We start from the raw sequence: 18,901 nt of genomic DNA, 5'->3' as shown, positions 1-18,901 counted from the left end.
AAGAGCACCACCAAAAGAAAATTGAAGTTGAAGCAGAATTAAATTTCATGGTTAAAACCTATCAACAATACAGACTAGCGACAACTGTTATTTACGCGCACCAAGAAAATAGGTTTTAAGATTAACAGGTTATAAGCTTAATCTTTACCGGAACACAGTTCAGTGATTCGGTCACACATGGCTTGGTTGACTGTGAAGTGGGTGTTGAGGAACGCTAGTTGGGCAAGTGCTGATTCAGCGGTGCGCTCGTAACCTTGGGTAAAGGTTGGTAGCAATTGGGCAAACTTAGGAAAGCGCGCTTCTAGCCTTCTATCCGACATAAACTCATCGACGAATTCAGGCTCAGAATGTTCAGTTTGATCCACAAGATCGATCAAACGATCAAGTGCGTAAGATTGAACGAACCGACTCCCAGCCAGCTTTTCGCCTCGATTATAACGAGACATGCCGACATAGAGGTTGGTTAGTGCCTCACCAATGATCCACTCTTGCGAGTTAGCGTCTGACTCCCCTTTTACTATTGGAACACAACACTGCGTATCAAATTCCGGTTGCTGCCAAACAATGCGCCCTTCAGCAAATGGTATATGCGCTAACTCGTGGGGTTCAAACACCGCAAACTCGCAAAATATTCCGTCAGCGTACAGAACTTTATAGCCATCGACGGTGTTTCTCACCGCGTAGTCGATTGGGTGAATATCAGATAGCCAATGCAAGCTGTCTAAGAAATACTGCTTGTGCCCTGTTTGTACTATCGCGAAAAAATCGACATCTGAATACTGATCAAGTCGTTCTGTCTCAATACCGACTGAACCTAACCCCAATAAAGCATGAGCCTTACCGGATGCTTCCAAAGACTCCCCAATCGCATCTAAACGCTGTAGTAATTTTTCTGGTGTGTTTATGTGTCTTGTCTGCATCACTTTATCCGTTTGCATTGCTAAATCCCTATCAAGTTGAATGCCACTCAACCTAACTGACAGTTAGAACATCTAAGAAGCTTAATTTATAAAATGTGTGTTTTGGATAACGATCTGCGCAAGTTATTGTTTGAATTACGGTGGGAATTGGAGATGAGAAAGAGTGTGTTCAAGCTATAAACATCACTCTTCTCTCCTGACTTATCTGTTTAACAGCTTACATTTATAAACACCCAGTTTATAAACGATCAACTTACAAACGCTTTAGGGCTAAACCGATGACTTAGCTAAGTAAGCGGCCATTTCTTCTTTCGGCACCATGCCTCCGCCAGTCGCCCACACAAGGTGCGTTGCATTCGCTAGCGTCGACTCATCAATCTCTAGGCGATCAAGATATTCTCTATTCTGCTCAACATGAATCACACCCGGCATGCCCGCGAGTGCTGAAGGCTCAAGTTGAATACCCTCTGCTTGGTTCAGTTCGCCTAGCAATTGATACATGCGTTCATCGGTTAATGTGTAATAACCATCAAGCAAGCGCTCCATCGCGCGACCAACAAAGCCAGAAGCACGACCCACCGCTAAGCCGTCAGCAGCCGTTAGATTGTCGATGCCAAGATCTTGCACTGAAATTTGGTCATGCAAACCCGTATGAACGCCAAGAAGCATACAAGGTGAATGCGTCGGCTCAGCAAAAACGCAGTGCACATGGTCGCCAAATGCCATCTTCAAGCCAAATGCAACACCACCGGGCCCGCCACCTACTCCACATGGCAAGTAGACAAATAATGGGTGTTGTTTATCGACCACTATTTGTTGCTGTTCAAATTGCTGCTTTAGTCGTTGTCCTGCCACCGAGTAACCAAGAAACAAGGTTTGCGAGTTTTCATCATCAATAAAGAAGCAACGTGGGTCTTGCTCCGCCTCTTTACGCCCTTGTTCTACCGCGACGCCATAGTCTTGTTCGTACTCGACTACGTTGACACCGTGCTCACGCAGTTTATTTTTCTTCCACGCTCTTGCATCAGCCGACATGTGTACCGAAACTGTAAAGCCCAACTTGGCGCTCATGATGCCAATCGACATTCCTAGATTCCCCGTAGAACCCACTGCAATGCTGTATTGTTTGAAGAAATCACGAAACTTAGGTTCAAGCAGTTTGCTGTAATCATCACTTTCGCTGAGCAAGCCCGCTTCAATCACAAGTTTTTCGGCGTGCGTTAATACTTCATAGATACCGCCACGCGCTTTAATTGAACCCGAGATCGGTAAGTGACTGTCTTTTTTCATCATCAAACGCCCTTTTATTGGCTGCTGATAATGGGCTTCTAACGCTGATTTCATCGAAGGAATATTGATAAGTTCAGACTCGATGATGCCATTGGTCACTTGAGTTTCAGGAAACGCCTTGGCTAGATAAGGGGCAAACCTTTGTAACCTCGAACTCGCGTCGTGAATGTCTTCTTCGCCTAACCCCACATAAGGTAAACCGCTCTCCAGAGTCGTCACATTCGGGTTAAACCAACTTACCTCTTCCAGCGCTACAAGTTGTTCCAAGAGCGGAAAGTCGTCAACAAGCTTATCTATGTCTAATTCGGTATCTATGTTTAATTCGCTATCTAGGTTTAACTCAACATCGAGTTTCAATTCAGTCATGGGTTACCTTCTCTGGCATAGAGCAATCTGCTCTCGTTCAATCACTTGGTTTAACGCTATTTAAACGGTATTTGTGTAATCATTCAATGGCCTGTAGGCTAGCACTTCTTGTCATAAGCAAACAGTAGAGCAATCTATGAGCGCCTCACTTCGTAACAGCATTTTCGTCATGCTCGGGATTCTATTCTTGGCTCTTAACCTGCGTGGGCCTTTTACGAGCTTGGCTCCTGTGCTTTCTCAGGTTATGGAAGGTCTCAACCTAACGTCTTCTGCTGCTGGCTTCTTAACGGCTTTGCCATTGTTAACTTTTGCCTTGTTCTCACCATTAGTCACCAAGATATCTCAACGAATAGGCCTAGAACCTAGCTTACTATTAGGCTTAGTTCTGATTACCGCGGGGATCACTCTGCGATCTTTTGGAGTTATCACTACCTTGTATATAGGTACTGTGATGATCGGTATTGGTATCGCGATTGGTAACGTGTTGTTGCCCGTTGTAGTGAAAATTAGCTTCCCTACACGTATTGCGACGGTCACCTCTTTGTACATCTTTACGATGGGCATCGGCTCGACGTTAGGCTCAAGTTTGATGGTACCGTTTTCAAATCTAACCTTATTCACCATCACGGGTTGGCAATTAGCACTGTTAATGAACATAGTGTTCCCAATGTTAGCTCTGATGATCTGGTTACCTAAAGTCAGAAAGCGCTCTTCTTCTACGGCCAGTAACAAGCATCAAGAAACGCCGATTCCGATGAAAAAGATGATCAAGAGTGGCGTTGCATGGCAAGTAACATTGGCTCTTGGGCTAAATTCATTCACGTTTTATTCTTTGGCGGGTTGGCTGCCACAGATCTTGAACGACCTTGGCTACAGCGAAATTGACGCGGGCTACATTTATGGATTTCTACAATTTTCGACGATGGTTCCTGGATTGCTGTTACTGCCGTTCTTAGGTAAAAGCGATAACCAACAATGGCTCATTACGCTTTGTACTTCGAGTGTATTTATTGGATTAATTGGGCTGCTGTATTTGCCTGAGTTTGCGATCTTTTGGGTGGGACTTTTTGGATTAGCCAACTGTTCTACGTTTATTATCGCACTCTCTTTTGTTGGCTTGCGTACATCGAATAGCAGCCAAGCCGCATCGCTGTCGGGTATGGCGCAAGGAATTGGTTATGCTTTAGCAGCAACAGGTCCAACGCTGGTGGGTAAGCTTCATGCTCAAACAGATTCTTGGAGTGTTCCCATTCTGCTGATCGCATCCGTTGCATTTGCGTGCACGATTTTCGCGGCACTGGCAGCAAGAGACAAGAAAGTCAGCGTTTAAACGATGAAAGTATGAGTTTGAAGCCGCGACTATTCGCGGCTATTGAACCGCAACGGTCTTAATATACTCGCTAGGTGTCAAACCGAACTTCCCTTTAAAGCGCTGACTAAAGCGTCCTTCTGATTGGTAACCGCAAGACTGAGCCAGCATCGCGACATTCTGCTGTCCGTTTTGCATCAGATAAAGTGCGTGGCTTAACCGCACCTCAGCCAACACCTCACGATATTGCATACCTTCAAGTTTCAATTTACGGATAAGCGTGGCGCGGCTCATCGCAAAGCGTTCCGCCACCGACTCTAGCGGATGCTTATCATCAGGTGAATGTGAAAGGTAATGGCTGAGCTTTTGGCTAAACGAAACGTTGGCACTGGCAAACAATCGGTGCAACACACCTTTTTCAGCTAATTGCTGGTATAAGCCTTGCAACCAAAACTGTTGGGTCTCTTTGCTCATGCTCTGTGTATCAAACGAAAACAGCGCGTTGAGTGAATCTTGTAAGTTTCGGTCCGCTTGCACTGTAGGTAGCCCCAGATCATTAGAACGTTCCTCACTTAAATCCAACATTGCTTGAGTTGGCTGGTGATGGAAGCTGAATACACGCGATAGAAAACGGCCTTTATGGGGCATATTTTCAAAGCTCAATGAGGCAGAGGCTTCACAAAGCAACAACTGTGAATGTGATAGCTCTTCAGCTGAATCTTTCCAAAACAGACGCTTACTACCTGTGATTATCTGGATAATACTAGGGGATAGAATCCTCACATTACGCAGTTTCTGTAACTGTTCAGCGCGAAAAACCGTGACTGTATATTGATGATTCATCTCATCCCCTTGTTTTATTTATTACTAACGACCAGCTATCTCATCAATAACTGGTCGCTTTATTAGCTTGTGTAAATTATCAACGTATATAAGTTGCAGTCAGTTTCGCTTTGTCTAAAGCCATGCTGTTCAACGTAAATCCAACCACAGCCGATGGCGTGTTTTCGTCTAGGTTGAGCTTATCCGTTGGCAATGCCCAAACCGTGAATTGATAACGGTGCATACCATCTTTTTCTGGAGGACAAGCGCCACCAAAGCCCACGGTTCCGTAATCGATACGACCTTCTTTGCCACCCAGCTTAGAGATGTCTACACCACGCGGAAGCTCGCTTACTGTTGCTGGAATATCAAACGCGACCCAGTGCCAAAAGCCACTTTCAGTCGGAGCATCTGGATCATAAGCCGTGATTGCAAAGCTTTTGGTTCCTGCAGGTGCGTCTTTCCACATCAATTGTGGTGATAGGTTATCGCCGTTACAACCCCAACTTGAGTATTCAAACGTCTTCGCCATTGGGTGACCTTCTTGAATATCGTTACTGTTTAACTCAAAAGCCTGAGCTGAGCTAGCTGCCAAAAGACTGATTGCCAATACGGATTTAATGAATGCTTTCATGGTGGTTCCTCTTATTAGGTTGAACCCAGTATAGTCAATTCCACATTCCAACAATTCACAGTAAGTACACAATTACCTAATTTAACCCAAACAAATGATACTTACTGTACTTTAATCATCTTTTTTGAAAGCATGAGCAATACGCCAATTTTATAACAAGAAGGCACTTGTTGACATTCAGGTTACAAATCTCGGCCAAAACTCTTTAGACTCACCTCAACAACTTTTAATGAGAATGACTTGATGCGCAGGCTTACATTAGTCCTTTGTTTGATTTTTTGGCTCCCAATGCTAGCCAATGCCCAAAGTTTGCAAGACAAATGGCAGGCCTTGTATCAACTCAGTTGGCAATCGTCCCCTATCTTAGTATCTCAACAAGAGTTAGCTCAGTACCCGAAAGTTTTGTTTCAGGAAAGTAGTCGCTATCCTGATTTCAACAAGTTCAGTTGGGGTGATATAGAAGCATTGGCAACGATCCAAGATAACTGCCAAGCGATTGAAAACACCAACCCTTCATTACGTGATGCAATCGAATTCGAACTGGCTTTATGTAATCAGAAAACGCTTGATTCAATCTGGTTTGCAGCACATTCCAAACGACACCCTGCTGGTGGAAGTTTTGCTGATCGCTATTCGGCGTCTTTCCCAGAGCATGACGAGAAATCACACGCCGATATCAACGAGCAAATACGCCCTTTCCTAAGTATTACCAACTCTAAGCATCCATTATATGAAAAGCTACAAACCTTAACTGCAGAAGGCAGAGGCGCGTTACTCAACGGATACCGAGCTTGGCAAGAAGGCGATGTACTTTGGTTAAGTGGCGAACAAGGTTGGAAAGCTATTCCCTCTGAGGTTTGGCAAACTCTCGCGGAACAACAAGGAATTACCTTGATGGGTGAAAACTGCTCTTTTCGTTACAGCAATATTTGCGTTAATGAGCCAAGTTACGATCCACTTCCGATGAAGATCTTGAGCATTTCATTACTCTTGATATTGAGTTCGGTGTCAGGCAGAACATTATATTTAAGAAGAAAACATCGCAAAGAAAGGCAGTTTGTCTTACAGCTACTGACCCATGAGTTACGCACGCCAATCACCAGCCTTGGGTTAACGGTTGAAATGTTCAGAAATCGCTACGATGACTTTTCCGATGAAACTCAAGGCGCGGTTTGGCGTTTAATATCCGACTATCAAAGGCTTTCTCAACTGACAGAAAACAGTAAGGTGTATTTAAGCGCTGACCAGTCAGAGCCGTTATTAAAGCAAAATGCATCATTGGAAGAATGGCTTGACCATGTATGTGAGAAACACAATATCGCTTACCAATGTACAGAGAGTGATATTGAACTCAACCTTCCTTATTACTGGTTAACCATCTGCCTAGATAATTTGATAAAGAATGCCAAACAACATGGTAAAGGCAAGATTTTGGTTAAAGTAGCGCTCGCAGAAAAGTTAACGATTGAAGTTCAAGACGAAGGGCATTTCCCTTCCTTAATACAACGCCTTATTTCACGAGTGACACCGACCACCATTCATAAGCAAGATAACATGGGCATTGGCCTAACTATTGTTGAGCACTTGGTGAAACAAGCGAATGGCCGCCTCATTATTCTCCGTAACCCAACCCGATGTATTTTGGAAATTACTTATGAACACCCTACTTCTGATTGAAGATGACCCACTACTTGGGCAAGGCCTAGTTAGTTTCTTTGAATCTAATGGTTATCAATGCCTCTGGGTACAAGATGCTAAGAGTGCCAGTAAGGTGTGGTTACGCGCTGATCTCGTGGTGCTTGATCGACAGCTCGAAGACGGCGATAGCTTGCGACACCTACCCAACTGGTTACTGCTCAAAGCCCTGCCAGTGATCGTATTGACAGCAAAAGTTGAGGTTCAGCAACGTGTCGAAGGTTTAATGGCCGGTGCTAAAGACTATGTCACTAAGCCTTTCTCAAACGAGGAGTTGCTAGCTCGTGTTATCTCACAGCTTCGCCCATTAGGTGTTAGCCACTTAAATTACGCCAACATAGAAATCAACTTGTCAGAAAGAATCGCTTATTTGGATGAAAGCCCTATCACGCTAAAACCCAAAGAATTTCAATTGTTGGTTTTGTTTGTGCAGAACCAAGGGCGAGTGTTTCACCGAGATGAATTACTCAATAAAATTTGGGGATACCAGGCGTTTCCGAGCACTAGAACCGTGGACAACCACATACTGCGTTTGCGTCAGAAACTACCGACACTCCACCTAGAAACGCATCGCGGAGTAGGTTACCGTTTGTCTGGAGAATCACAATGAAAGTAAGATCGCTTACAGTATTGATATGCGCGTTACCCTTTGCGTGCCATGCAGCTTGGTTTACCGACACACCATTGCAACACGCCTACCAATCACTACTCGAAGACCAACCCCAAGTAGCGTGGCAAGAGCTACAAATCGCGCTCAATCAAGAGAAACTCGATAGCCAGCTTTGGCTACCAGTAAAACAAGAAATATTGAGTCGAACTCACTGCGGAGCAGCACTCACACAAAGACCAGAACCTAAAAACCACATTCAAGTCAGCTTTATCCGGCGCCAAGGTCTTTCCTCACAAGGCTATCAGATTAAAGTGTCAGCCGAACAGCTTAACCAAGACTCAGAAAACCAAGCTCAGCGTATCGCTCTGGTTTCACCTGACGGGAAAATTATGATCGACGGGCAACTCTCTTCTGAAATCGAATATCAGGAGATTGAGACCAATGAACTGTTCATCAAACCAGTATCGGGGGTTTATCAGTTAACCATAGGATCGAACCTCTACCCTATTGTGGTGGCTTTGGATGACAGCAAGCGATGGTTATCGCTAGAGAACAAACTTAATGACCCGCATATTGTAATAACGCCACCAAATGTAATCGACAACTGCCCTGACACAAATGTGAGTTGGCAATGGTTTGATGAAAACTACGACATGCTAGGCTTCAAGGTGCCAATCAAAGCAACGCAAGAAGTCGTCCCAAAGCAAAGCCCATCGGATAGCGACGCTAAACACTTGAGTGCATCGGTTGAGATGTTTGAATACCAAGGTGCGATTGAAGTTCAATATGTACAGCGCGTCGCTGTGCCTTTTTAGTGACCTTATATTTTAAATAGAGACCCAAGGAATCGAGGGCTAACGAATAGAGACATATAGGTGACAAAGCACTAACGCTATTTAGTTTTAATGACCGAACTTGTTATTTACGGAATCAAAACATGTTCAGTACACGTCACCTGTTTCACCTTTCATCTATCGCCATTGCGACTCTATTTACAGCTTGTGCATTTTCTTCAAACGCACAAGCAAGTCCAATTACACTGACTAATACCAACCTCAACACCAGTAACTCTGTGTCAATTTCGCCTCAAAACCTACACATAGACTGGAATGGATTAAGTGTTAACGGCTCTGCGATCACCGTTGATCGTCAACAACAAAAAGTGACGAACCTTGTCCTTGGTTTCCCTGCTAGCGCACGCTCATCGGATAAAACAAGGTCACCCAAAAACGCATCTTGGACGTTAATTCCCAGTGGCATAAATGTAGAAGTAGAGCTAAACCAAAGCGAACTCACTGTTCAATTCAGCTTACCTTCAGGTACTCAGATAAAACGAAATCAACCCATAGAATTGGCGTGGTTTGACCTAGCGGAACAGCAAACTCAAACTCTGTTTCTTCCTTTCAGCGAAGGGATGCGAATTCCGACCGACAGTAAGGTTTGGGCTAACTATCTAGTGAACAATCACTCGGAAAGTAACACCAGCCAAGACTTAAAAATGCCGTTTTGGACCGTGCAACAAAACGATCAATTCATCAGCTATCAAATGCTGAACGCCACAAACAATACGATCTCGTTTTCTGATACGAAAGCCAATATCGATATGAGTGCATCACACCAATTTACAACGCTCAATCAATCACAGCCTTTCTCTGTTCGTATCACACTTGGAAACACTTGGTTAGAAGGAGCGAAGCAATACCGCAATTGGCGAATCGATAACAACCTCAGCGAATCACTTGTCGAAAAACAAAGGCGTAATCCAGATGTGAGCAAGCTGATCGGCGCAAGCCACATCTACCTGTTTGGTAAAGATCCTTTAAGTATCCAAGATGTGCATGATTGGTGGGGATTAAAAGCGTGGTATTTAAAGAGCACTAACCTCAACATTTCCAAGGAAGCGAAAAGAGAGCTTTCATCACTCACCAAGGGCAAAGATTGGTTCAGTCAGTATCACAAACAATTGTTACTAGACTCGCTTAGTCAATCTCTAAATAGCATGTTCCCCGTTGCGACTCCAACACTGACGAACAACACCATTAAAGCTCAATACAATGCAGCGCAAAACAAGAAAAACTGGTTGGTGAAGCACGCCCCCTCTTACTTCAATGCTCCCGAAACTTGGGGACAAGCATTGTCTTCAGACATGGTTGCTAATCTAAATAAAGCGGGCTTAAACAAGCTTTGGTTAGGCTTTGATAATTGGATGCCAGCTTTCTATCAACCGAATGCGGTCGAACTCGCTAAACAATCCGGTTATCTGGTTGGCACCTATGACTCCTACAACACTGCAATACCCGCCAAGTTAAACGACAACTGGTTAACGGCTCAATTGCCAAAACCCATTCGAGAAACTTGCGCGATTGAATTAGCCGATGGCAGCATGAAAAAGGGATTCCGAGGAAACGGGTTTTATCTGAATCCAAATTGCCATCTAGATTATGTAAAACAACGTGCGCTGGATATTATGAGCTTTGGTCGCTTCAACAGCTTGTTCTTAGATGTAGATGCCACCGCAATGGCCAGAGAGGATTACAGTGGCAACATCGATACCATTAGTAACAGCAGCACCAATGGCAATAGCAATATCGACACAATGAGTAACAGCAATACGAATGAGTCCGACATGTTGTTGGCGTTCAATAACCGAATGCAGTGGTTGTCTGAACAACCGTCATTGGTTTTAGGTTCTGAAGATGGTAATAGTTTAACGACAAAGGGGATCGCATTTGCACACGGCTTAGAAACGGTAGGCTTCGGTTGGACAGATAAAGACATGAAAGAAAATCGTCAATCACCTTACTATTTAGGTCGTTGGTATCCAGACCACAAACCCGATTTTTTCTTTAAACCTGCGCAGGTCAAAGAGCCTTACAAGTCGCTGCTGTTTTCACCTAAATATAGAATCCCGCTTTACCAAGCCGTATTCCATGATGAAGTGATCAACGCGCACCATTGGCATTCAGACAGTCTGAAGTTCACCAATGTACAAACAAGTAGAGATTTAACCGCGATGCTGTACAACACTCCGCCGATGGTTCACTTAACCAGAGACGAAGCCTTAACAAGTTCTAGCCCTAGGTTAGCGGCACTAAAACACTACCAAAACGGGTTTGAACCAATTCACAACCAGTTATGGAATAAACAGTTAGTCGATTTTGTATGGTTAGATCAGACCGGCGATGTTCAACAGACTCTCTTTAATGATGGAAGCAAGATCATCGCGAACTTTTCAGAACAAACCTTTCACAAGGGTGGTCTTGAAATCGCGCCTACCTCTATGAAAGCCATGTTAAGCAATGGAAAAGTCGTAGAGTGGAAATCAGAGCTTAATTAGTTCTTTTTTATTCAGCTCTTTAGTTTTCTATTTTGATACTAAAGAGCTGAGTACTTGTTCAGTAACTTGAGATGGCTAAACAAGAAGCTACTTATGCTTCCCACTTTTAAAAGCTGTTAACAGATAATCGATAAAGACTTTCTTACGCTTTGGCATCAACTGTCTGTCGGCATACACCAAACTCACAGATACCTCAGGCATATCATATTCGGGCAATAGTCTTATTAGCTTCCCTGTCTGAAAATGGTCCCGACAGATAAACTCCGGCAACACGGCGATACCCAAACCATCAACACAAGCAGTCAGGCAGGCTGTAATCGTGTTCACCCTCAACTGGCATGGCAGCTCTATCAAAATCGATTCACCGTCCTCCAGCTGCAAATGCCATTTAGGCAACCTTGCCGCTTTATTCACCACTTCAATCAACCTAAACGGTGGTTTTAGATCTGCGGGTGTTTTGATATCACCAAATTGCTCTAAATATTCCGGGCTGGCTACCAACGCACGTTTTGATGTTGTGAGATATCGAGAAACCAAGCTCGAATCCAAAAGCTCACCAATTTGCGCATAAAGATCGATACCTTCCGCAATGATATCAACTTCGCGATTCGTCAGTTCCAAGTTCAATGTGACATTTGGATGTTCTTTGAGGAAACTGTGAATATACTTCGCCAGAACTTGATGTCCCAACTCAACGGGAAGAACAACATTTAGAGGGCCACGGATGAGATCTTGGTTTGCTGAAACTTCTAATTCGGCTTGGCTCATGATCTCATGCATTTGAATACTCGATTGATAGAAGCGTTCCCCTTCCGGTGTTAGCACCAAACTTCGAGTCGAACGAGTGATCAATCTCACACCTAAGTGCTGTTCTAACTCTGCCAATTTCCGACTTACGGTTGACTTAGTCATGTTTAGAGCTTCCGCGGCATGCGTAAAACTCCCACAATCAACTACTTGTGTAAAAACAGTCACAGCATTTAAGTCCATCAGGTTCTCCTAAACTCACTATTAGTAAGATTTTTGCAACAGTGTTTCCCTTTTTTCCTATCTTATCAATTAATGATATTCATTTACAATTCGTTACATCTAAATAAAAACAAAATGAGAAAACGAAATGACAGATAACAACAATGCTTCGCAATCAGTAAGCACAAAAAAACGTAAAAAAGCACCGCTTATTGCTACTGCGATCATGCTGTCATTGGGTTTAGCGGGGGCGGGATACTGGTACGGGTACGGTCAGTACTTTGAATCTACCGATAATGCCTATCTACAAGGCGACATCACTAACATTAGCCCTAAGGTATCTGGTTATATTGTTAAGTCTTACGTCAGTGACAACCAATCAGTAAAAGCTGGTGATTTGTTAGTGCAAATCGATGACCGCGATTATCAATCAGCACTTGCTCAGGCCAATGCTCATCTATCCGTTGTGCAATCAGATGTAAAAAACCTCACAGCCCAAAAAACGTTACAACGTAGCAAAATTAACCAAGCAGAAAGTCGAGTCGACTCCGCACAAGCAGAATACGAACGTGCGACTCAACAAGTCGTTCGCTCTCGTAGCTTGTTAAAACGTAATTACGCGTCGCAAGATGAAGTCGATAGCATGGTGGCACAACAAAAAGTCACCCAAGCCGATTTAGAAGAAACAAAGGCTAATCTCGTCGCTACTAATGACCAATTAATCGTTATTGATAGTGAGATAGAACAAGCCAATGCATCGGTTACAGAAGCACAAGCGCAAAGGGAACAAGCACAACTCAATCTCGATTACACCAAAGTCTACGCCCCAACAGACGGCGTGATTGGTAAACGCAGTGTGCGTGAAGGTTTGTTGATTCAAGCTGGCGCGCCGTTGATGAGTTTGGTGCCAAACAACCAAGTGTGGATTGAGGCAAACTTCAAAGAGACACAATTAAGCGGCATCCATAAAGGTCAAACCGTTGAAGTTGAATTAGATGCTTTTCCAGGTCAACCACTTGAGGGTGTGGTCGACAGTTTCTCTCCTGCGACTGGTGCAAAATTTGCGCTACTTCCACCGGAGAACGCAACGGGTAACTTTACAAAAATCGTTCAACGTGTACCTGTCAAAATTACCATTTCAGATCAGCAACAGCTTAAAGGTAGATTGCTTCCTGGGTTGTCTGTGGTAGCGATAAACGAGGCTAGACCATGAGCAACGCTGGTGTTGTCACCCAAACTAATGATGAGCACGAGGTAACAACCCGTCATTGGATCGCCCTATTTGGCGGCTTGATTGGCGCGTTCATGGCGATCTTAGACATTCAAATCACCAACTCGTCTCTCAAAGACATTCAAGGTGCACTTTCTGCAACCTTAGACGAAAGCTCGTGGATCTCTACGTCTTACCTAGTCGCAGAGATGATCGCGATCCCACTCAGTGGCTGGCTTTCAAAAGCACTTGGTAAACGCCGTTATATCACGTGGACAACGGCCATTTTCACCATTTCATCTTTGCTGTGTTCGTTCTCTTGGAATATGACCTCGATGATTGTATTCCGCGCGATGCAAGGCTTCAGTGGTGGTGCTTTAATCCCGCTTGCTTTCTCGCTGGTGATTCAGTTATTGCCGGTCAACAAACGCGCCATTGGTATGGCACTGTTTGGTGTCACTGCAACGTTTGCCCAACGTTTGGTGGTTGGTTAACCGAGAACTTCTCGTGGCACTATATTTTCTACATCAATATTCCGCCCGCTCTACTCGTAGTCTCAATGATCCGCTATGGCTTGGATGATGAAAAGCTCGACCTTGGCACACTTAAAAAGGCCGATTGGTTCGGTATCGCCACCATGGCTCTCGGGCTAGGTTGTTTAGAAGTGGTATTGGAAGAAGGCAACCGTGAAGAGTGGTTCAGTTCGAGCTTTATTATTGGCTTGAGTATCGTGTCGGCGGTGAGTTTGGTTTACTTCGTGATCAACGAACTCCAACACAAAAAGCCGTTGGTTAACTTGCGGCTATTGCGGGATGGGCAATTTGCTATGTCTTGTATCGCCTATCTGATTTTAGGGATGGCGCTACTCGGGTCTATCTATGTTCTGCCAATGTACTTAACGCAGATACAGCAATATAACGCGATGGAAATTGGTGAAGTGTTGATGTGGATGGGATTCCCACAACTATTGATATTTCCGATTGTTCCGAAGCTGACACAAATCATTAAGCCCAAATACTTGGTCACCTTTGGTTTCGCGATGTTTGGTGTCAGTTGTTATGTAAATACCCACATGACGATTGATTTTGGTGGCCAACAACTGATTTTGTCTATGGTTCTGCGTGCTATTGGCAGCCCATTTATTATGGTTCCATTGTCACTGGTTGCCATGAAGAACATCAGCAAAATGGACACGCCTGACGCTTCAACCTTAACCAACGTAATGCGTAACTTAGGTGGCGCTTTCAGTATCGCGATTATCGCTACTCTACTGGATAACAAAACCCGTGAGCATTTGGCTCATATCAAAGAGTCACTGCCTTCAGTGAGTCAATTAGGTTGGCAAACACTTAAAGACCAGCAAGCGTTCTTTATTCAGTCAGGAAGTGATGCCGCGACCGCGATGCAACAAGCGCAAGCAAGCTTACTAGGAACCATGCAGCGTGACGCCGCAATTATGGCCTACAACGATGTATTCTTAATGATGACTGCGTTCTTAGCGTTAGCTGCGGTTCTGATTTTGAACATGCGTGATTAAAAGCCTATTGCTCTTTTATTATGAGTTCTAACCTAAAAAATGAGTTCTAACCTCAAAAAATCGACGAATAAAAAGCAAAATATCAAATAAAAAACGGTAATCACCAAAAGAGGTAAGCTTAGCGGCTTACTTCTTTTTGTTTAAAAAACCTGCTTAGCAACACAAAATTAAGGTCAAAATAATAACCACCCAATAGGTTTCATAAATTTTCGTTAATATTCTTTAATTACCAATAGTTTATTGAGTATTTACATGTGGTCTTGCCACCTTGACAATGTGCAACTTGACACCTAAATTGAATCTATAGTTGAATATTTAGGGAAAGACGATTTGACCTTACATCCAGATCTAAGGGTTTTGCTTGTGGACGACTCTAAGAGTGCCACCATTCTTATCAAACAGCAGCTCGTTGGTCTGGGGATTTCGCACAAAAATATTTTCATCGCGACCAACTACCAACAAGCTATCAAAGCCGTCGAGACTCACTCTTTCCATGTACTTCTCATCGACTACCATCTCGAACAATCTTTTACTGGGTTTGAGTTATTAGGGATTCTTTATCGTAACCGACTCATTGACCATACCGTTGCGACAATTTTGCTTTCAGGTGATATGCGTCAGGAAACGGTATTGACGGCTTTATCCGGTGAAGCGCATCACTTTATTTCTAAACCGATCAATACGGCCGCTCTCGGAAAGAAAATCCAAACGGCGGTATTTGAAGCCAAGCAAATTACGCAGCTCACCAACCTTTATCCAATCAATGATCAAGCCGCACTCAATTCAGCGTTAAACATTCCGGGTAAAGACACAAAGGTACAGTTTGAAGCAACACTAATAGAGCACTTGATCGCAAGCAAGAAATGGGAATTGCTTTCGTTTTTACTCAATGAATCTAGAACAAACATGCACCCAACCAAGTTAGTGGCAGAAGCATTAATTTTAGACGGATTAGGCAAACCCAAATCAGCGATAGATAAACTACACAATTATCTTGTTGCGCAGCCTCTTTCTTTGAACGTAATAGATTGTCTGAGCTGTATTTACGAAAAGCACCACATGTTATTGCCAGCCCTGAAACTAGCAATACGAGCCTTTGAATTAACGCCGAGTATCAGCCACCGAGCGATTCGTGCCATCGATTTAGCTGAGAACGCCGACAACACGCAAATATTAATCAAATTAGGTGAGATTTACGCGAACAGTATCTCATCCGCAGACATCGATGTAATTCACTCTATATCAACCTACTTCAATTCGTTAAAAGTTACGTACGAACGAGAAACGAATATGAACCGTAAGAAAGCGCTGATAGAACATGCAAACCAATTTACAACGCAGGTTAACTTAAAGCTCCCAAGTCATCTTCAAAATCAAGTACTTTCAAACCTGGCAATCTTCCATAGTCACATCTTAATATTTGAAAAAAACGAAAAGCTTGCTCATCAGAAATCAATCAAAGCGGCCATCTTGCTTTCTAACCGTTTTTACGAAAACCCTACTGATTTACTCACCCAATTATTACCGCTATTGATTCACTTTGGGGAATACTCTCTATACCGTGCAGTTGCGGAATGTATTCAATCTCGTGGCGATCCTTTGCTGCATAAAACCCCACCAGAAACACTGTCACCTTCAACGTTGATCAACCTCGAAAGCTTGGATTCGATTGAAGATATTAAGGACTATATTCACAGTTATCCATATTCGGTCGCCGCTAAACTTGACTATTTATATGCTGTCAATAAAACTCAAATACAAGAACAACTTAGTGACGATTTCGTACAAGATATCACCCAATTAGAACTTCCAAAAAAATGGGAACAATGGATTAGTGACGCATCGTGTCATGGTTTTTCCACTAAGCCACCTAGCCCATTTTCAACAAGCAGCCGACAGGAGTCTATATGCTAGATTTTGATGCTTTGAATGCCTACTTAGACAATGACCAAGAAGTAATTTACGCGGTGTTATTCGTGTATCAAGAAGACCATGGCAATTCATTAGAAGAAATACAAGAATTAGTGCAACAGCAAGATTGGGGCAAGCTTCATTTTACTGTACATACTTTGAAAGGCATATTAGCCAGTTTCGGTGAAGAAACGGCTACAATGGCACTAGAAAGAGTGGAGCAAAACACGCTCAATAAGCTTGCACCTCAAGATGAGGACCTTTCCGTCATCTATACAGAAGTGAAGATAATCAACCAACAAATTGAAGAAGTACTTAGCACTTATTAATAAGTCCACTGAGCTTTTAGTTGCTAGATCTTCTAGCTTCTAATTTCTAACTTCTTGGCTTAACATTTAAGGCTTCAGGCGCTATACATATCACCAGAATCAGATAAAGAGTTGAGATACTTTGGGAACATAGAACCTCAACTCTTGTCATTTCCTTTCAAAATTATCGATGAATCACCCACCTATAAATTCACCCAATTTATCGAGATCTAACAACGTATAACACACGCTTAGTAAGTCCTGCATATTCATGTTTTCAATGAAAAACTGACATATTTGACGAGATGCAAAATAGTTAAATATTTGTAGATCTTTTTGTGACAGAAGCGCACGAAATTACATTTTATTTATTGGTAAAGAAGAAACTGTTATCTACACTCTAGTGAAACCAGGCGTTAATCACTTGGTGGCATAATAATAAAATAAAACGTTCAGTCGGCTAGATAAGGACAAGGAAATGAACAACGATAGTTTTGGTGTGTTCCAAGGGCTCACGGATCACCCTCCCATAAAAGAATCATTTTCTACCACAACAGAACCCTATGCTCACTATCTAAAAGATATTGTAGGTATTGATTTATTGTCTCGCGAAGATGAAGTGTATTACGCAAAATTAAACCAAACGGGTGACAAACAGGCGCGTGATGTAATGATCGAATCGAACCTGCGCCTTGTTGTAAAAATCGCCAAGAGTTACCTAAAACGTAAAGGTAACAATTTCACACTGCTCGATCTTATCGAAGAAGGTAATATTGGCTTGATTAAAGCCATCGATAAATATGACCCAGAACCGGGCTATCGTTTTTCAACTTATGCAGTGTGGTGGATTCGCGAAAACATCGAAGCAGCATTAATGAACAAAGGGCGCACCGTTCGATTACCCGCCCATGTTTGCAAAGAAATAAATAGCTTGGCATCAAAGAAGCTCGATGTAAGCAAAAAAATGAGTAAAGAGGTTTCTATCTCAGAGTTATCACTCAGTTCTGGTGTAAAAGCTGAACGTGTCGATCAACTGGTAGCCTTAAGCGGGTTTATTGATGTTACAACAACGGTTGGTATCAGCCACGCGCCACTCGTACTAGAACAGTGCGAAAGTGAATACATCACCGACCCTCAACAAGATTGTGAAGACCAATCATTCACACATGCACTAGAGCAGATCATAAACACACTGCCACCTAAATTGCAGAAGGTTCTCATTCACCGTTTTGGCTTCTTCGACAACAACGTAAAAACGCTGTCCGAAGTGGGTAAAATGTTGGATGTAAATGTATCCAATGAGCGAGTGAGACAGATGCAGAAAGAAGCCGTTGAGAGAATTCAAAAACGACTTAAATTTGATGGCTGGGTCTAAATAACTAAATCGACAAAGGTCTAAATAGATAAATAAAGATTAAAGAACAATCATAAGGGTGAGCCTAAAGAGCTTGCCCTTTTTGTTTGCCTGCTTTCTTACCAAACTTAGATCATCATAAACATTCAAACCAGAAAACATTGTGAATGAACAAAATCGACGTTTACTCACCTTAACGAAGTGGCTCTTTCACTACGCAGAATTAGATAACTCACATAAGTGGTTTCTAAGCAGTCTTGTTCCCACAACGACAAAATACGCTTGGTCGCAAAATAATAGTCTTTGTTTCTTAGTAACATGCCAACCGTACGGCTGAGTTTCTCAAATCGCGCTTGGTCGCTTGCCGAAATATAACCGTCTTCACTTTGAATAATCGGCGCTAGACCGTCGGCAAACCAATTATTCAGAATTTCTCGCATCTCCAATTCAGCCTCAGGCACATCAACGCTCGATAACTCACGGTGTTGAGGTGGTGGTACGATGTACTTCGATGCTTGCGGCGAACTAACATAACGATACATGTCGCCCCTCCTTCTTAACTGACCCTTTTAGTAATAAAGAACATTTTTGGCAATTCTCAAGTTTTTAGAGCCTTGTTTTTAAGATCT

Annotated in this window: 15 protein-coding genes and 1 pseudogene; 10 read left to right on the top strand and 6 right to left on the bottom strand. The window is 43.1% G+C overall.

The window, feature by feature from the left end:
• Positions 1–137 precede the first annotated feature (137 nt).
• Together OCV36_RS19785 and OCV36_RS19780 are read right to left on the bottom strand one after the other, a co-directional pair.
• Positions 138–938, bottom strand: coding sequence for a hypothetical protein (locus OCV36_RS19785; RefSeq protein ID WP_135457781.1), 801 nt, complete (start codon positions 936–938; stop codon positions 138–140).
• Positions 939–1,190: 252 nt separating this feature from the next.
• Complete coding sequence (locus OCV36_RS19780) at positions 1,191–2,576, bottom strand: D-serine ammonia-lyase (RefSeq protein ID WP_135457779.1); 1,386 nt, start codon at positions 2,574–2,576, stop codon at positions 1,191–1,193.
• 136 nt (positions 2,577–2,712) lie between these two features.
• Here OCV36_RS19780 and OCV36_RS19775 point away from each other — a divergent pair, with 136 nt between their 5' ends.
• Positions 2,713–3,906, top strand: a complete 1,194-nt coding sequence (locus OCV36_RS19775; protein WP_135457777.1) for an MFS transporter — start codon at positions 2,713–2,715, stop codon at positions 3,904–3,906.
• Positions 3,907–3,945: 39 nt separating this feature from the next.
• Here the strand turns inward: OCV36_RS19775 and OCV36_RS19770 are convergent, their stop codons facing one another.
• Together OCV36_RS19770 and OCV36_RS19765 are read right to left on the bottom strand one after the other, a co-directional pair.
• Entirely contained in the window at positions 3,946–4,728 is a 783-nt protein-coding gene (locus OCV36_RS19770; RefSeq protein ID WP_135457775.1) for a helix-turn-helix transcriptional regulator, read from the bottom strand.
• Between the two features lie 79 nt (positions 4,729–4,807).
• The gene (locus OCV36_RS19765; protein ID WP_135457773.1) at positions 4,808–5,341 is read right to left on the bottom strand and encodes a YbhB/YbcL family Raf kinase inhibitor-like protein; all 534 of its coding nucleotides are present in this window, start codon (positions 5,339–5,341) and stop codon (positions 4,808–4,810) included.
• 243 nt (positions 5,342–5,584) lie between these two features.
• Between OCV36_RS19765 and OCV36_RS19760 the strand changes: the two genes are divergently transcribed.
• The 4 genes from OCV36_RS19760 (at position 5,585) to OCV36_RS19745 (ending at position 10,983) form a co-directional block, all read left to right on the top strand.
• Entirely contained in the window at positions 5,585–7,018 is a 1,434-nt protein-coding gene (locus OCV36_RS19760; RefSeq protein ID WP_135457771.1) for an ATP-binding protein, read from the top strand.
• Entirely contained in the window at positions 6,996–7,646 is a 651-nt protein-coding gene (locus tag OCV36_RS19755; protein ID WP_135457770.1) for a response regulator transcription factor, read from the top strand. Before OCV36_RS19760 ends, OCV36_RS19755 begins: the two co-directional genes overlap by 23 nt.
• Positions 7,643–8,461 carry a DUF2861 family protein gene (locus tag OCV36_RS19750; protein WP_135457768.1) on the top strand — a complete coding sequence of 273 codons (819 nt, stop codon included), beginning with the start codon at positions 7,643–7,645 and terminating at the stop codon, positions 8,459–8,461. Before OCV36_RS19755 ends, OCV36_RS19750 begins: the two co-directional genes overlap by 4 nt.
• Positions 8,462–8,583: 122 nt before the next feature.
• Positions 8,584–10,983, top strand: a complete 2,400-nt coding sequence (locus OCV36_RS19745; protein WP_135457766.1) for a glycoside hydrolase — start codon at positions 8,584–8,586, stop codon at positions 10,981–10,983.
• A gap of 87 nt (positions 10,984–11,070) precedes the next feature.
• On the opposite strand, the gene OCV36_RS19740 is transcribed toward OCV36_RS19745, so the two are convergent.
• Entirely contained in the window at positions 11,071–11,973 is a 903-nt protein-coding gene (locus OCV36_RS19740; protein ID WP_135457764.1) for a LysR family transcriptional regulator, read from the bottom strand.
• 127 nt (positions 11,974–12,100) lie between these two features.
• Between OCV36_RS19740 and OCV36_RS19735 the strand changes: the two genes are divergently transcribed.
• From OCV36_RS19735 to OCV36_RS19715, 5 genes and pseudogenes are all read left to right on the top strand, one after another.
• On the top strand, positions 12,101–13,165 hold the full coding sequence (locus OCV36_RS19735) for an HlyD family secretion protein (RefSeq protein WP_135457763.1): 1,065 nt from the start codon (positions 12,101–12,103) through the stop codon (positions 13,163–13,165).
• Positions 13,162–14,699, top strand: a pseudogene (locus tag OCV36_RS19730) (DHA2 family efflux MFS transporter permease subunit). Before OCV36_RS19735 ends, OCV36_RS19730 begins: the two are co-directional and overlap by 4 nt.
• A gap of 330 nt (positions 14,700–15,029) precedes the next feature.
• On the top strand, positions 15,030–16,613 hold the full coding sequence (locus OCV36_RS19725) for a response regulator (RefSeq protein WP_017074403.1): 1,584 nt from the start codon (positions 15,030–15,032) through the stop codon (positions 16,611–16,613).
• Positions 16,607–16,939, top strand: a complete 333-nt coding sequence (locus tag OCV36_RS19720) for an Hpt domain-containing protein (protein WP_135457761.1) — start codon at positions 16,607–16,609, stop codon at positions 16,937–16,939. Before OCV36_RS19725 ends, OCV36_RS19720 begins: the two co-directional genes overlap by 7 nt.
• Before the next feature lie 457 nt (positions 16,940–17,396).
• Entirely contained in the window at positions 17,397–18,293 is an 897-nt protein-coding gene (locus tag OCV36_RS19715) for a sigma-70 family RNA polymerase sigma factor (protein WP_017074405.1), read from the top strand.
• A gap of 167 nt (positions 18,294–18,460) precedes the next feature.
• Here OCV36_RS19715 and OCV36_RS19710 read toward each other — a convergent pair whose 3' ends face one another.
• A complete protein-coding gene (locus tag OCV36_RS19710; protein ID WP_017074406.1) occupies positions 18,461–18,814 on the bottom strand; it encodes a hypothetical protein in 354 nt (117 codons plus the stop codon).
• Positions 18,815–18,901 lie beyond the last annotated feature (87 nt).

The organism is Vibrio echinoideorum (genome assembly GCF_024347455.1).
Lineage (GTDB): Bacteria > Pseudomonadota > Gammaproteobacteria > Enterobacterales > Vibrionaceae > Vibrio > Vibrio echinoideorum.
The sequence above is the reverse complement of the archived record's forward strand: the minus strand, read 5'-3'. Positions and strand labels throughout refer to the sequence as shown.

Coding starts and splice junctions, on each gene's coding strand:
- OCV36_RS19770 (WP_135457775.1), bottom strand. CDS start 4,728: ATGAATCATCAATATACAGTCACGGTTTTTCGCGCTGAACAGTTACAG.
- OCV36_RS19735 (WP_135457763.1), top strand. CDS start 12,101: ATGACAGATAACAACAATGCTTCGCAATCAGTAAGCACAAAAAAACGT.
- OCV36_RS19760 (WP_135457771.1), top strand. CDS start 5,585: ATGCGCAGGCTTACATTAGTCCTTTGTTTGATTTTTTGGCTCCCAATG.
- OCV36_RS19715 (WP_017074405.1), top strand. CDS start 17,397: ATGAACAACGATAGTTTTGGTGTGTTCCAAGGGCTCACGGATCACCCT.
- OCV36_RS19710 (WP_017074406.1), bottom strand. CDS start 18,814: ATGTATCGTTATGTTAGTTCGCCGCAAGCATCGAAGTACATCGTACCA.
- OCV36_RS19750 (WP_135457768.1), top strand. CDS start 7,643: ATGAAAGTAAGATCGCTTACAGTATTGATATGCGCGTTACCCTTTGCG.
- OCV36_RS19755 (WP_135457770.1), top strand. CDS start 6,996: ATGAACACCCTACTTCTGATTGAAGATGACCCACTACTTGGGCAAGGC.
- OCV36_RS19780 (WP_135457779.1), bottom strand. CDS start 2,576: ATGACTGAATTGAAACTCGATGTTGAGTTAAACCTAGATAGCGAATTA.
- OCV36_RS19775 (WP_135457777.1), top strand. CDS start 2,713: ATGAGCGCCTCACTTCGTAACAGCATTTTCGTCATGCTCGGGATTCTA.
- OCV36_RS19785 (WP_135457781.1), bottom strand. CDS start 938: ATGCAAACGGATAAAGTGATGCAGACAAGACACATAAACACACCAGAA.
- OCV36_RS19765 (WP_135457773.1), bottom strand. CDS start 5,341: ATGAAAGCATTCATTAAATCCGTATTGGCAATCAGTCTTTTGGCAGCT.
- OCV36_RS19720 (WP_135457761.1), top strand. CDS start 16,607: ATGCTAGATTTTGATGCTTTGAATGCCTACTTAGACAATGACCAAGAA.
- OCV36_RS19740 (WP_135457764.1), bottom strand. CDS start 11,973: ATGGACTTAAATGCTGTGACTGTTTTTACACAAGTAGTTGATTGTGGG.
- OCV36_RS19745 (WP_135457766.1), top strand. CDS start 8,584: ATGTTCAGTACACGTCACCTGTTTCACCTTTCATCTATCGCCATTGCG.